This is a genomic window from Nitrobacter sp. Nb-311A (assembly GCF_000152905.1).
Taxonomy (GTDB): domain Bacteria; phylum Pseudomonadota; class Alphaproteobacteria; order Rhizobiales; family Xanthobacteraceae; genus Nitrobacter.
The window spans coordinates 62,696-77,079 of record NZ_AAMY01000005.1 but is presented as its reverse complement, the minus strand read 5'-3'; the positions used below and the strand labels follow the sequence as shown (position 1 = coordinate 77,079).

Here is a 14,384-nt window from a genome sequence, read left to right as displayed (position 1 = left end):
TTCTGGAATCATGGCGCACACTCATGTTTCGCACTCGACGATGGCTTCTCTCGCAACAGCGACAACGTGTGCTGCGCGATCATCAACTCCTCGTCAGTCGGTATGACGTAAACCGGGATGCGACTATCGGAACCGGATATCAGGCGCATGTGACGGGAATTCCCGATGGGATCAAGCGTAACGCCAAGCCATCTCAGTTGATCGACGATATGCGCCCGAATACGCATCGAGTTTTCGCCGATACCGGCTGTAAAGACGAAAGCGTCGAGCCCCTGCAGCGCAGCAGCAAGCATGCCGGCGTTGAGCCCAATCCGGTAGACGAAATAATCGATCGCGAACTTCGCGTTAAGATTCTCGCTTGCCTCCAGTTCGCGCATATCGTTGCTGACACCCGAGAGCCCTTTCAATCCGCAATCCCGGTAAAGGAAATTTTGTGCTTTGGCGGGCGACATGCCCTTCTCTGAGATCAGATAGAACACGATACCAGGATCGATTTGTCCTGGACGCGTTCCCATGGGTATCCCGTCGAGCGCAGTGAACCCCATCGTGCTCTCGACACTGCGTCCACCCATTAATGCGCACATCGAGGCTCCGCTACCGAGATGCGCAACGATCACCCGCCGCTTGGCGATTTCGGGAGCGACATGCGGCAAAGTCTTCGCGATATATTCATAGGATAGGCCGTGAAATCCGTAACGCCGCACGCCCTCGGCATAAAATTGATATGGAATTGCATAGCAGTCAGCGACAGCGTCATGCGTGCGATGAAACGCCGTGTCGAAACAAGCCACCTGCGGGAGAGCTGGAAAATTAGCGAGAATCGACCGGATCGGAGCCAGATTGTGCGGCTGATGAAGCGGGGCCAGCGCCACGAGCCGCTCCAACCGCGCTACAACGCCATGGTCGATCAGCACCGGCCGGACGAAGTCCGGACCGCCATGAACCACGCGATGACCAACCGCAATTGGACTAATGCGGCGCTCGTCCCGCAGCCATCCGCCGGCGACCTCCATTGCTGCTGGAAGATCCGAAACCGATTCTTTCGGATAGGTGCGGTCGGTCAAAGGTTCGTTGTCAGCACCGCTCGCCCGTAGGCGAGGACGAGTGCCAATGCCATCGAGCTGGCCCTTGATCTCACGCCGCAGCTCTCCCTCTCCATCCACGGAGAAGACCTGAAACTTGGCGCTTGATGAACCTGCATTGACGATGAGGATGGTATCCATGACGATCACGCGGCAATTGTTGGAGCCGGCTGGCGCCTTGCATTCGCATAAAGAGCCGCGACCGCACAGGACGCCATCCGAGCGCGCGCCGAATCTGCACGAGGCGTCGAAACGACAGGCGCCCGGGCACCGAGCACAATACCCGCACTGTCTGCCTTGGCGAAGTAGGCGAGATTCTTCGCCAGCATATTGCCGGCTTCGAGGTCCGGAACGAGCAGTATCTGTGCCCGGCCCGCAATATCGGACCTGATGCCCTGATCCGTGCAGCCTCCACATCGATCGCATTGTCGAAAGCAAGAGGTCCGTCGAGCACGCCGCCGGTGATCTGCCCTCGATCGGCCGTTTTGCACAGTGCCGCCGCCTCGATCGTCGACGGGATACCGCGGAGTAACGGCCTCGACCGCCGACAGGATCGCCACGCGCGATAACTTCCCGAATCTGGTTTGTGTGTACAGATCAATGGCATTCTGAATGATATCCCGCGCGGCGGCAACGAGCACCGGCCACATCTGCATCGCAGTCCGGCGACCGTTGTCCGTCACGGGAATGTCGGTCGTGCCGTTGTGCCGGACATTGAGGCTCCACGCTGTCTCCCCATGTCTAATCTCCAATCGCGAAAACGTTCATTCCGGCTTCGCCAGCGGGTTTAGACGTTGTCCGCCTCGGTCGAGCGAACGGCCGCAGAAGCAGCCTGCTGTCCCCATCTCCAGCCAGTGATCTCCGGCATATCGTCCCCATACCGGACGATGAAGGTCCTGTGGTCGATGAGCTTGTCGCGAATGGCCTGCTTGGCATAGGCAGCGCGCGATCCGAGTTTTGGTACGCGATCGATTACGTCGCTGACGAGGTGGAAGCGATCTAGCTCGTTGAGCACGCACATGTCGAACGGTGTCGTAGTGGTGCCCTCTTCCTTGTAGCCTCGCACATGCACGTTGTCGTGGCTCGTGCGCCGGTATATCAGCCTGTGAATTAGCCACGGGTACCCGTGGAACGCGAAGATGATCGGCTTGTCGACCGTGAACAGCGTGTCGAAATCATGATCAGACAGACCGTGCGGATGCTCGCTCGGGGGTTGCAGCTTCATCAGATTGACGACATTGATGACGCGGACCTTTAGATCGGGCGCGTATCTTCGAAGGAGGTCTACGGCGGCGAGCGTCTCCAGCGTTGGCACGTCACCACAGCAAGCCATTACGACATCGGGCTCGCCGCCGTGGTCGTTGCTGGCCCATTCCCAAATTCCCAATCCAGCTTCGCAATGCCTGACAGCTTCGTCCATCGTCAACCATTGAGGAGCGGGCTGCTTCCCCGCGACGACGACGTTGACGTAGTTTCGGCTGCGCAGACAGTGATCAGTGACCGAGAGCAAGCAATTAGCGTCTGGCGGGAGATAGACGCGGATGACCTCAGCTTTTTTATTAATGACGTGATCGATAAACCCGGGATCTTGATGGCTGAAGCCGTTGTGGTCCTGGCGCCAGACGTGACTCGACAATAAGTAGTTCAGCGATCCGATAGGCCGTCGCCATGGTATTTGATTGCAAACCTTCAGCCACTTGGCGTGCTGATTGAACATCGAGTCAATGATGTGGATGAACGCCTCATAGCAAGAGAAAAAGCCGTGCCGGCCGGTCAGGAGGTAGCCCTCGAGCCAACCCTGGCATTGATGCTCGCTGAGCATTTCCATAACCCGCCCATCGGGCGCGAGATGATCATCCCAGGGATAGGTGCTTGCGGCCCAGGCACGATTGGTGACTTCGAGCACATCCTGCCAGCGGTTCGAGTTGTTTTCGTCCGGACTGAAGAGCCGGAAATTCCGGGTCTCCATGTTTAGCTTCATGACATCGCGAAGGAACCGGCCCATGACTCTCGTGGATTCGGCGGTTTCGGCGCCCGGTGCGGTCACGTCGACAGCGTAATCGCGGAAATTTGGCAGCCGCAATTCGCGCAGGATCAACCCGCCATTGGTATGCGGATTGGCGCTCATGCGACGCGCACCTCGCGGGGCGAGATCGGCCAACTCGGGGCGGAGTTGGCCGCTGTCATCGAACAGCTCTGAAGGCCGATAGCTCTTCATCCACTCTTCGAGAAGACGGACATGAGCCGCGTTCTGATGCATCTCGCCCATCGGCACCTGGTGCGATCGCCAGTAATCCTCGGTGCGCTTGCCATCAATTTCTTTCGGACATGTCCAGCCTTTGGGTGTGCGGAGCACGATCATCGGCCATAATGGACGTTCCACGAAGCCATCCTTTGCAGCGGATTTAATGCGCCGAATTTCCCCGACAACCTTATCCATGGTTGCAGCCATCAACTCGTGCATTTTCTCGGGCTCATCCCCCTCCACGAAATACGGCGTATAGCCGTAGCCGCGAAACAAGTGATCCAACTCATCATGACTGATGCGCGCGAGAACACAGGGGTTGGCGATCTTGTAGCCGTTCAGGTGGAGTATCGGCAAAACCACCCCATCGCTCGCCGGGTTCAGGAACTTATTGGAATGCCAGCTGGTTGCCAGCGGCCCTGTTTCCGCTTCGCCGTCGCCGACGACACAGGCCACGATTAAATTGGGGTTATCGAAGGCTGCTCCGTAGGCATGCGAAAGTGCGTAGCCGAGTTCGCCGCCTTCGTGAATCGAACCAGGGGTCTCCGGTGCGACGTGGCTCGGGACACCGCCCGGGAAAGAGAATTGGGTGAATAGTCGCTTCATTCCCTCTTCATCGGGAGAAATGTTCGGATAGACCTCGCTATAGGTCCCCTCCAGGTAGGCGTTCGCGACCAGCCCGGGACCACCGTGTCCGGGACCTGTGATGTAGATTACGTCGAGGTCGTGCTTGTTAATCACCCGATTGAGGTGAACATAAATGAAATTCAGGCCTGGCGTCGTTCCCCAGTGGCCGAGAAGTCTCGGCTTGATGTGATCCTTTGTGAGCGACTGCTTAAGCAGCGGGTTATCGTAAAGATAGATCTGACCGACCGAAAGGTAGTTGGCCGCCCGCCAGTACGCATTCATTAACGTCCGCTCTTTGTCGGAAAGCGTACTTGCCATCTCCTACCTCCCTGATCACAGCGTTACCTGCAACGTTGCACCTGTTGTCATGTTGCCATTGTCGGTCCTCACCTGGCGGCTCCGATCCGCATCTTCATCGCGCTCGCCCTCCACCAGCATTGCTTCCGTGCCGATAGATTATCGCTGTGACTCGGGCGCGGAATTTGGCCGTCCTTCCGCGCCTTTCGATGGTCATCCAAAGCCGGGCTGCTATTTTGATCTAGATCAAGAGCTGCCGATGACACTGCAAAAGCCACGGCGTTCATAACCTGTCTCGCCAAAATCGGCGCGCTCGCGGGCATCTGCCTCTACAGCTCACCATTTAAAATCACTTCCTTGAAAAAATGGAGTCCGGCCAGACTGATGAGCGCGGATTGTCAGCGTCAATGAACGCAACGAACAGGGTTCGGAGTGACCTTCAGGCGAGGATGTCAACAGCGACTCCCCCCGCAAAGATTATGGGTCTTGTTTTTTCGTCTATTCTCATGGCCGGGCTTCTCGAATTAGATGAGAACGCCGTCCTTTAGAAATTCGTCCGCAGCATCATGAACGAATGCCCAACCTATTTTATCGAGCGCGAGATTGGCCTGCCTATCGAGGCGCAAGATCGTCCCATCGAAGAAAGCGACTTCCGCGACATGAAGACCTTCTGCGCCGTTGTCGCCTATGCAGATATCGTCGTCGCGGAGAGCAGGTTCTCCAACTTGGCGGTGCAATCCGGGCTGCATAGAAGTACGCCGATCGTCGCAGGCATCACTCTACTTGCGTGGCCATCTGACGGTCTGTGGCAAAGATCAGGGAAACAACCTCCGCCAAGATGACGGATCGTCGCATGGTTTCTCCGGCGATCTTTCCAATATGATCACAGGGCCGGGAGGCGTCCGGCTAGGGGCTGCCGGTCGACCCCCAATGTTGGTACCAGGCCGGCAGTCCCGATCCAGAGGATTATATCAGAGTAACGGACCAATGGACGCCAATTGACCCATCTGAAGGGCGACGACAGCGAAGCAAGCGCTCACCGCCTGACGCTCCCTCCGCCAGGATTTTCTATTTCTTCGGTAGCTTGCGCTGGGCAGCAGGAAGTGCGTAGTTCGCGACTATGAGCATTGTGTGAAGTTGATCCTGAACGGCTTCGATGTCATCGAGGTCGGTCGCCGCCTTTATCATCTTTTTGATAGAGATCAGTGCCTCGTGTTCGTTCATCAAGCCCTCTTATCCGCTGAACATAACCTGGCAGGTCCGTGGAGGATGCAGGCTCATCAGATCGGCAGTCCCGTACCGCTCGAACCAAATCCCGAATTCTGACCCCCGCTTATTACGTGCCTGGGGTGATGAAGGTCAGATTTGCCACGAGCACTTCCCCGATTAACGGACCGGCCCTTAATCCAGTAAAAAGTTGCAATTATTACCGGCACAGCGAGCGCCAACCACGAGATGGCATCCCAAAGATGATCGCCCAATAGAGCAAACGTCAACCCTGCCGTGGTGATAACTGCTATGAAAACAGGCCCACGAAAAACTTCCCAAACCGTTCTATGGACAACTTTCTGGCGGGGGATGTGGATTTGAGTCATTCAATACTCGCGCTTCGGATCAGCTATCCGAGGTATGCTGCGGGACGCACGATCGATCACAAAGGTTCGTTTCTTGATGACCCACAGGTAAAGGCCACTCAACAGGATGATGATCGTAATAATATCGAAAAGCGCCCAGATGATTTTTAGAGGCAATTCTCCATAGTCTCCAAAATGGAGCGGACGTGAAACCTGCAAGACCTTGAGGTACCAAGGAACCTGCGGCGCCACCATGCTTGACGCGTCGTTTGCATCGACCAGAATGGGTTCCCGCATCCGCGCCGTGAACGGCGTGCTGCCCTTGGTTCCCACGATAAGATGTTGCGGGCTTCCAAACCGGCCAGAGGTTGGCATAATAATCTGCGTGATGATCCGGTCAGGGAATTTCTCTCGCACATTATCAACGACTGTTTGAATGGACGGAATCTGCGCGACCGGTTTGCCTGCATGGGGAGCAAGCAGGGTTGGTAGGTATTGAGCACGCCAGAGATCGGACAACGGAGTCGCAAGCGTGTTGATCGTGCCCGTCAACCCGACAACCAGCGCCCAGGCTACGGTCACGATGCCCAGGAGATTGTGCCTGTCCAGCCACTTCACGCGGGAGAATGTGGGACGAATTGAGCCGAAATCCAGCCGCCTCATGAACGGCCAGTAAACGACAATGCCCGATACGATCGAGACTACGAAAACAAGACCCATCACGCCGAGAAAAAGCTCGCCCGGCAGACCGACGAACATATCCCTGTGAATACGTAATATGATGTTCATGACGTCCAAACGCGGCACCTCCTCTCCCAGCACTTCAACGGTCCGTGCATCGAACGTCGTGCGCTTGAACATACCGGGGAGCGGGACTGCCGTCGGTGATGTGGCAATGCTCACCACCGGCTCCGTCTGGCTTGGCTGTAAAAAAAGAATGAATTGGCCAGGGTATAGTTTCTGGGCAGCCTCGATCACACGATCCAGCGATGCCCGGGGCGTATCCGCTGCCATCGCGGGCGCGGCAATTTCCTCCTCAAATAGATCATCAATCTCATGATGAAAGATGAGCGGCAGGCCGGTCACGCATAGCATCAGCAAAAACAGCATGCTGACGAGCGATGTCCATGTATGGATGCGGGACCATAATTTGATCGTCATTTGCGCATCAGAACTTAAAGGTGACCGACACTAAATAGATTCGAGGAACTGCCTCGCTACGCCGACGCCCGGCGATATATCGCGCAAAAGCCGAGGATTCGCGATGTGACGCCGATGGCATCGTTGTATTCGATTTAGGGCAAAGAGGAAAGCGCTCGCGGCGAGCAAGTAAACCCTGTGCCTTGCCGGCAGATGCACGTCATGGTGGCAAACCATCATGGCAAGCGGGGAGGTGTCGGATTATACGGCGTGAAGATTAAAACGATTCTAGATCGTAACGACTGTCACGCCGTTTTCGTCGCCTATTCTCGCAGGCTTCCAAGAAGTGATGCTGTGCTTACCACGAGTACCTTAGCACCCCTTTGCCGGCATAGCTCTCCATCCGGTTGGAGAACTCGCCTTCAAAGGTGCCGGCGCGACCGTGAATCCGTTCTCACGCGACGGCTTTCCCGCTTTTACGATTCCTCACGGAGCGCGCACGTCCCAACCGCCCGGAGAGAGATGGCCGAGTCCATCTCTCTCCATATACGCATGTATGATGCGCGGTTCGGCGCGGCCGATCATCCGCGCGAACGCGATTGCCTCGCGAGTTAACGCATCAGCCTGGCCGCCTCCACCATGTTGACAAGCGCCGGCCTGACCTCTTCCCACTTGCGGGTCTTGAGTCCGCAATCCGGATTGATCCAGATCTGCCTGTCGGAAAGGCGCTGGCGCGCAAGTTTGAGCAGGCTGGCCATCTCATCGACCGCCGGCACGCGCGGGGAGTGGATGTCATAGACGCCGGGACCAATCTCGTTCGGGTACTTGTAGGTCTTGAAGGCGTCGAGCAGCTCCATCTTGGAGCGCGACGTCTCGATCGAGATGACATCCGCATCCATCGCCGCGATCGCGTCGATGATATCATTGAACTCCGAATAGCACATGTGAGTGTGAATCTGCGTGGCGTCGTCGACGCCGCTCGCGCACAGACGGAAACATTCGACCGCCCAGTCGAGATACGCCTTCCATTCGGACCGGCGCAGCGGCAGTCCTTCGCGCAGTGCCGCCTCGTCGATCTGGATCATCGACGCGCCGGCTGCTTCCAGATCCGCGACCTCGTCGCGGATGGCGAGCGCGATCTGCCGGCAGGCGAGGCTGCGCGGCACGTCGTCACGCACGAAGGACCAGTTGAGAATGGTGACGGGGCCGGTGAGCATGCCCTTCATCGGCTTCACAGTCAGGGACTGCGCGTATTTCCACCAGCCAACGGTCATCGGCCTGGGCCGGGACACGTCGCCGAACAGGATCGGCGGTCGAACGCAGCGCGAGCCGTAGCTCTGCACCCAACCGTGCTTGGTGAAAGCGAATCCCGATAGCTGCTCGCCGAAATACTGCACCATGTCGTTGCGCTCGAACTCGCCGTGCACGAGCACGTCAAGGCCGATGTCTTCCTGCCAGCGAATGGTTCGCGCCGTCTCCTCCTGCAGGAACTTCTCGTAATCGGCATCGCTCAATGTACCTTTGGCGTGAGCTGAACGCGCCTTTCGAACCTCAGGGGTCTGCGGGAACGAACCGATCGTGGTGGTCGGGAACGACGGCAGGCCGAAGCGCTCGCGCTGCACCTTAGCGCGGTCGGAGAAGATGCTTTTGCGCCGGGCCATGTCTGCCGTGACCGCCCTGATTCGAGCCGCGACAGTGGCGTCGTTGACTTTCGGCGACGTCTTGCGCGCCGCAGCCGCGTCTGCCGACGTTTTCAGGGCGTCGGCGACCGAGGCGCGGCCCTTGGCGAGCGCCTCGCCGAGCGTAGCTAGTTCACCCATCTTCTGAACGGAGAAGGAAAGCCAGCTCTTCAACTCCGCGTCGAGATCATTTTCCAGCGATACGTCGATCGGCACATGCAGAAGCGAGCAGGATGGGGCGACCTGCACGCGATCGGCGCCGCGTTCGGAGACGATGGGCTCCAGGCGGTCGAGCAAGGCGGGAAGGTTGGCGCGCCAGATATTGCGGCCGTCGATGACGCCGAGCGACAGAACCAGATCGTGCGGCGCCTTTGCCGCGACCGACTCGAGCTGGTCCGGAACGCGAGCGAGATCAATGTGAAGTCCCGTGACCGGCAGCGACAATGCGGCATCCAGGTTGTCGCCGAGCCCGCCGAAATAAGTGGTCAGCATGATCTTCAGCTTCGGCAGCGCGTCAGCGAGCTGTTCGTATGTCGCGCGCATCGCCCTGCGGGTCGCATCGTCGAGATCGAGAACGAGGCAGGGTTCGTCGAGCTGTACCCACTCGGCGCCCTCCGCCGCCAGGCGCTTGAGCACATCGATATAGACCGGAAGCAGGTCAGGAAGCAGCGACAGCGGATCGAGATTCGCGTCCTTGCTCTTGCCGAGCTTCAGATAGGTGACGGGACCGAGCAGCACCGGCCGGGTCTGGTAGCCGAGCGCCTTGGCCTCGCGATATTCGTCGACGGCCTTGAGCGAGGACAGCGCAAAGCGTTGGCCCTTGCTGAACTCGGGGACCATGTAATGATAATTGGTGTCGAACCACTTGGTCATTTCCTGCGCCGGCGCACCATGCGCATGACCGTCGCCCTGATGACCATGCGCACAGGCCGCATCGTCATTTCCGCCCTGAGCGCCTCGCGCCATCGCGAAATAGGTCACGAGCGGCACTGGCCCGCTTTTCCATCCGTAAACTTCCGGGATCGCTCCCACCATGACGCTGGTGTCGAGCACATGATCATAGAGAGTGAAATCGTTCGACGGGATGACGGTGACGCCCAGCGACTTCTGGCGCGCCCAGTTCGCAGCGCGCAATCCAGCCGCCGCTTCAAGCAATGCGGATTCGCTTGATTTGCCGGACCAATAGCTTTCGAGCGCGATCTTCAACTCGCGGCGCGGACCGATGCGCGGCGTGCCGAGCGTAGCCACAGGAAGAGGAGAGGAAACAGACACTGGCTTTACCCCATGTGTTGGGGGCTGGGCCTTAGCGACGCGGCATGGGAATCCTGGCGGCGCGCCGCCATCGAGACCGCAAGCGCACCACCGGGACACCCCGCCCGAGGACGACTATGTTGTCGGGGCAGGTCTCCTGGCTCGCGGGTCTCGGCTTTGGTCCGGCCTTCCCGGGACAATACCCAGTGGCATGATGGACCACGGCTCACCGCTTACAGTTGCGGGGGCAGCGCCGGCTTTATCCGAAGACACACCGGCTTCCCTCTTAGCTCCGGGCGTGAATCGTCCCGGAGAACCTCGACCACCCATCCTATGGGCCAGCGTCCACCGGCCGTCAACCTGCGCGGACGAATCTTATGTCGCGTCCGGTTCCTTGCCCTGCCGGTAGAATTGCGTCCCGATCACGATCGGCGCCCGGCCATGATTCCGGCGATGCTGATTGGTGTCGCGCAGCGAATAGACGCAGCCGCAATACTCCTGCTGATAGAATTGCTCGCGCTTGCTGATCTCGATCATCCGCTGCGCGCCGCCGCCCTTGCGCCAGTTGAAGTCCCAGTATGACAGACCGTCATAGCGTCCTGCCGCGCGATGGCCGCAGTCGTTGATCTGCGCCATGTTCTTCCACCGGGATATGCCGAGGCAGGACGTCATCACCGGAAAACCATGTTCATGCGCATAGAGCGCGGTGCGTTCGAAGCGCATGTCGAAACACATGGTGCAGCGCGCGCCACGTTCGGGTTCCCACTCCATCCCCCTGGCGCGGGCGAACCAGTTGTCCTTGTCGTAATCGGCGTCGACGAACGGCACGCCATGCTTTTCCGCGAAACGGACATTCTCATCCTTGCGCAGCAGATACTCTTTCAGGGGGTGGATGTTCGGATTGTAAAAGAAGATCGTGTAATCGATCCCCGAAGCCAGCATCGCCTCCATCACCTCGCCCGAGCAAGGCGCGCAACAGGAGTGCAGCAGCACCTTCTTTTGCCCGTTCGGGGGCGTGAGGGTGGGTCGGACGAAGTCGTTCACGTAAAACTCGACAGTTGAGCGGCGGAAAAGCCCCGCAGCATATCGGAGATAATGGTCTGAATGGCCGGAGCGTCAAGGGCCGGACCAAGCGATGGGGGCGAGGAATTCCACGCGTTTCGTCGGACCTGTGCATTACGGGAGGTCCGTGACCGAAATCGAAAACGATCTGTTGACTCCTATGTTCGTGAAGCGACTAGATATGGTAGCCACGGTCTCTCGAGTCGTCGTACCGAGAGCTAAGAGGGAAGCTGGTGCGCCTCGGTCCATGATCCGGGCAAGGCCAGCGCTGCCCCCGCAACTGTAAGCGGCGAGCCGAGTCCAATTGAGTGTCACTGGAACCGCAGGGTTCCGGGAAGGCCGGACGGACGCTACGACCCGCAAGTCAGGAGATCTGCCGTGGCGGAAAGAACGTCCCTGGGCGGGGTGTCCCGGCGGGCCGCACGGCAGGAATCGCGACCTCACCGCGACGTTTTTCTGCGCGCGTCCCCCACGACCCCGGCTCGCAACCAGACCGGGGTTTGAGCGATGTCTACCGCAACCGAAACTGCACCCGCTGCGCGTATCATGCGTCCATCCTTGTCCGCAGCGGCAGCAATGCCGCCCAGCGAGCCCGCTTATCAGGTTATCCGGCGCAACGGCTCGGTGTCGCCGTTCGATTCCGCCAAGATCGCGGTCGCTCTCACCAAGGCGTTTCTCGCGGTTGAGGGCAACAGCGCCGCCGCCTCGCGCCGAGTCCACGACATCGTCGCTGAATTGACCGGCCAGATCGTCGCCAGCCTGACGCGGCGCTCCGACGCCGGCCGCACCTTCCACATCGAGGACATTCAGGATCAGGTCGAACTCGCGCTGATGCGGAGCGAGCATCACAAGGTCGCGCGCGCCTATGTGCTCTACCGCGAGGAGCGCGCCCGCGAACGGGCGAAGTCGCAGGAATCGAAAGCAAAGAAGGGCAACACGACAGCGGCAAAGACGGTGCTGCGGATGAAGTCGGCCGACGGATCGCTGATCGCGCTCGACACCAAACGCCTCGCCACAGTGGTGGTGGAGGCCTGTGCGGGGCTTGGAGACGTCTCCGCCTCCGCCATTCTGGCTGAAACCCATCGCAACCTTTATGACGGCATCAGCGTGGATGAACTGGCGCTGGCGCCGATCCTTGCCGCCCGCACGCTGGTCGAAACCGATCCCGATTACGCCAAGGCCAGCGCCCGACTGCTGCTCGACAAGCTGCGCCGCGAGGCATTGAGCTTTGTCTCAGGACGGTCCGAACAGGCCACACAAGCCGAGATGGCGGAACGCTATGCGGACTATTTCCGTGCTTATGTGCGAACAGGCATCGACAACGAACTGCTCGATCTGGAGATCGGCCGTTTCGATCTCGACCGGCTTGCGGCGGCGCTGAAGCCCGAACGCGATCTGCGATTCGATTATCTCGGACTCCAGACGCTCTATGACCGCTACTTCCTGCACGTTCGCGGCGTGCGATTCGAGCTGCCGCAGGCGTTCTTCATGCGCGTCGCCTGCGGCCTCGCGCTCCGCGAGATCGACCGCGAGGAGAAGGCGATCGCGTTCTACGACCTGCTCTCGTCGTTCGATTTCATGGCCTCGACACCGACACTGTTCAACGCCGGAACGCTGCGCCCGCAACTCTCGTCCTGCTTTCTCACCACCGTCGCCGACGATCTCGACGGCATCTTCAAGGCGATCAAGGACAATGCGTTGCTTTCCAAGTATGCTGGCGGACTCGGCAACGATTGGACGCGCGTGCGCGGGCTCGGCGCGCACATCAAGGGCACCAATGGCGAAAGCCAGGGCGTGGTGCCGTTCCTGAAGGTCGCCAACGACACCGCGATCGCCGTCAACCAGGGCGGCAAGCGCAAGGGCGCGGTATGCGCCTATCTCGAAACCTGGCACATCGACATCGAGGAATTTCTCGACCTGCGAAAAAACACCGGCGATGACCGCCGCCGCACACACGACATGAATACGGCGAACTGGGTGCCGGACCTCTTCATGCGGCGCGTCGAGGAGGATGGCATGTGGACGCTGTTCTCACCCGACGAGACGCCGGACCTGCATGATCTCACCGGCAAGGCCTTCACCGAACGCTATGCTTGCTATGAGGAGAAGGCCGCGCGCGGCGAGCTGCGGGTGACGAAGCAGGTCCGCGCCGTCGACCTGTGGCGGCGCATGCTGACCATGCTGTTCGAGACCGGGCATCCGTGGATCACCTTCAAGGATCCCTGCAATCTGCGTTCGCCCCAGCAACATTGCGGCGTCGTTCATTCCTCGAATCTCTGCACCGAGATCACGCTCAACACCTCGAACACCGAGGTCGCGGTTTGCAATCTCGGCTCGGTTAATCTCGTCAGCCACATCAAGGACGGCAAGCTCGACCACGAGCATCTCGCGCGCACGGTCAGGATCGCGATGCGTATGCTCGACAACGTGCTCGACGTAAATTTCTACACCATTCCGGAGGCGCGAACCTCGAACCTACGGCACCGGCCGGTCGGGCTCGGCGTCATGGGCTTTCAGGATGCGCTCAACATCCTGCGCCTGCCCTATGCCTCGAATGGGGCCGTCTCCTTCGCCGACGAAAGCATGGAAGCGATCGCCTATTACGCAATCTCCGGCTCGGTCGAACTCGCCGCCGAGCGCGGCCGCTATCCCTCCTATCAGGGATCGCTATGGTCGAAGGGCATATTGCCGCTCGACTCTCTCACGCTCGTTGATGAAGCACGCGGCGCGGCGGTCGACATCGACCGTTCCAGCCGTCTCGACTGGGACTCGCTACGCGAGAGCGTCATGACCATCGGAATGCGCAACTCGAACTGCATGGCGATCGCGCCGACCGCGACGATCTCCAACATCTGCGGCGTGTCGCAGTCGATCGAGCCCGCCTATCAGAACCTCTATGTCAAATCCAACATGTCCGGCGACTTCACGGTGGTGAACGCGCACCTCGTGCGCGACCTCAAGGCGCGCGGCCTGTGGGATGAGGTGATGATTTCGGACCTCAAATATTTCGACGGCAGCGTCGGTCAGATCGACCGCGTCCCCGATGATCTCAAGGCGCTCTATGCTACCGCCTTCGAGATTGACTCAAGCTGGCTGATCGATGCCGCGGCGAGGCGGCAAAAGTGGATCGACCAAGCGCAGTCCCTCAATCTCTACATCGCCAATCCGAGCGGCAAGAAGCTCGACGCGCTTTATCGCCACGCCTGGAAACGTGGCCTGAAGACGACTTATTACCTGCGCTCGCGATCGGCGACGCATGTCGAGAAATCGACCCTCAAGGGCACCGACGGCAAGCTCAACGCGGTCGCTGCGTCGGTATCGGCCGCGCCGTTGAATGGTCATGCCACCGCCGCCTCCGCGAGCGAGGGATGGAAATCCTGCCGTATCGAGGATCCGACCTGCGAGGCATGTCAGTAACGCACTCTCA

Annotated in this window: 7 protein-coding genes, 1 pseudogene and 2 riboswitches; of the genes and pseudogenes, 1 reads left to right on the top strand and 7 read right to left on the bottom strand. The window is 59.4% G+C overall.

Annotated elements, in window-relative coordinates; genetic code table 11:
- Nucleotides 1–8 precede the first annotated feature (8 nt).
- The 7 genes and pseudogenes from NB311A_RS03100 to NB311A_RS03070 form a co-directional block, all read right to left on the bottom strand.
- On the bottom strand, nucleotides 9–1,223 hold the full coding sequence (locus NB311A_RS03100) for an acetate/propionate family kinase (RefSeq protein WP_040673851.1): 1,215 nt from the start codon (nucleotides 1,221–1,223) through the stop codon (nucleotides 9–11).
- A gap of 5 nt (nucleotides 1,224–1,228) precedes the next feature.
- Nucleotides 1,229–1,825: pseudogene (locus NB311A_RS03095) on the bottom strand (phosphate acyltransferase); the annotation flags it as partial.
- A gap of 44 nt (nucleotides 1,826–1,869) precedes the next feature.
- Nucleotides 1,870–4,272 (bottom strand): phosphoketolase, encoded by a 2,403-nt coding sequence (locus NB311A_RS03090; RefSeq protein ID WP_040673823.1) that lies wholly within the window; start codon nucleotides 4,270–4,272, stop codon nucleotides 1,870–1,872.
- A 1,047-nt stretch (nucleotides 4,273–5,319) separates the two neighbouring features.
- Nucleotides 5,320–5,475: a hypothetical protein gene (locus NB311A_RS21740; protein WP_009796985.1), complete on the bottom strand. Its 156-nt coding sequence runs from the start codon at nucleotides 5,473–5,475 to the stop codon at nucleotides 5,320–5,322.
- A gap of 371 nt (nucleotides 5,476–5,846) precedes the next feature.
- Entirely contained in the window at nucleotides 5,847–6,986 is a 1,140-nt protein-coding gene (locus NB311A_RS03080) for a PepSY domain-containing protein (protein ID WP_009796984.1), read from the bottom strand.
- Nucleotides 6,987–7,576: 590 nt separating this feature from the next.
- Nucleotides 7,577–9,916: a 5-methyltetrahydropteroyltriglutamate--homocysteine S-methyltransferase gene (gene metE, locus NB311A_RS03075; protein WP_040673821.1), complete on the bottom strand. Its 2,340-nt coding sequence runs from the start codon at nucleotides 9,914–9,916 to the stop codon at nucleotides 7,577–7,579.
- Nucleotides 9,917–10,024: 108 nt separating this feature from the next.
- A riboswitch (cobalamin riboswitch) is annotated at nucleotides 10,025–10,231 on the bottom strand.
- Nucleotides 10,232–10,270: 39 nt separating this feature from the next.
- Complete coding sequence (locus NB311A_RS03070) at nucleotides 10,271–10,939, bottom strand: epoxyqueuosine reductase QueH (RefSeq protein ID WP_040673820.1); 669 nt, start codon at nucleotides 10,937–10,939, stop codon at nucleotides 10,271–10,273.
- 192 nt (nucleotides 10,940–11,131) lie between these two features.
- Nucleotides 11,132–11,353: riboswitch (cobalamin riboswitch) on the top strand.
- Nucleotides 11,354–11,464: 111 nt separating this feature from the next.
- On the opposite strand from NB311A_RS03070, the gene NB311A_RS03065 reads away from it, so the two are divergent.
- Nucleotides 11,465–14,374 (top strand): ribonucleoside-diphosphate reductase subunit alpha, encoded by a 2,910-nt coding sequence (locus tag NB311A_RS03065; RefSeq protein ID WP_116394703.1) that lies wholly within the window; start codon nucleotides 11,465–11,467, stop codon nucleotides 14,372–14,374.
- The last annotated feature ends 10 nt before the right edge of the window (nucleotides 14,375–14,384 follow it).

Coding starts and splice junctions, on each gene's coding strand:
- NB311A_RS03065 (WP_116394703.1), top strand. CDS start 11,465: ATGTCTACCGCAACCGAAACTGCACCCGCTGCGCGTATCATGCGTCCA.
- NB311A_RS03090 (WP_040673823.1), bottom strand. CDS start 4,272: ATGGCAAGTACGCTTTCCGACAAAGAGCGGACGTTAATGAATGCGTAC.
- NB311A_RS03100 (WP_040673851.1), bottom strand. CDS start 1,223: ATGGATACCATCCTCATCGTCAATGCAGGTTCATCAAGCGCCAAGTTT.
- NB311A_RS03080 (WP_009796984.1), bottom strand. CDS start 6,986: ATGACGATCAAATTATGGTCCCGCATCCATACATGGACATCGCTCGTC.
- NB311A_RS21740 (WP_009796985.1), bottom strand. CDS start 5,475: ATGAACGAACACGAGGCACTGATCTCTATCAAAAAGATGATAAAGGCG.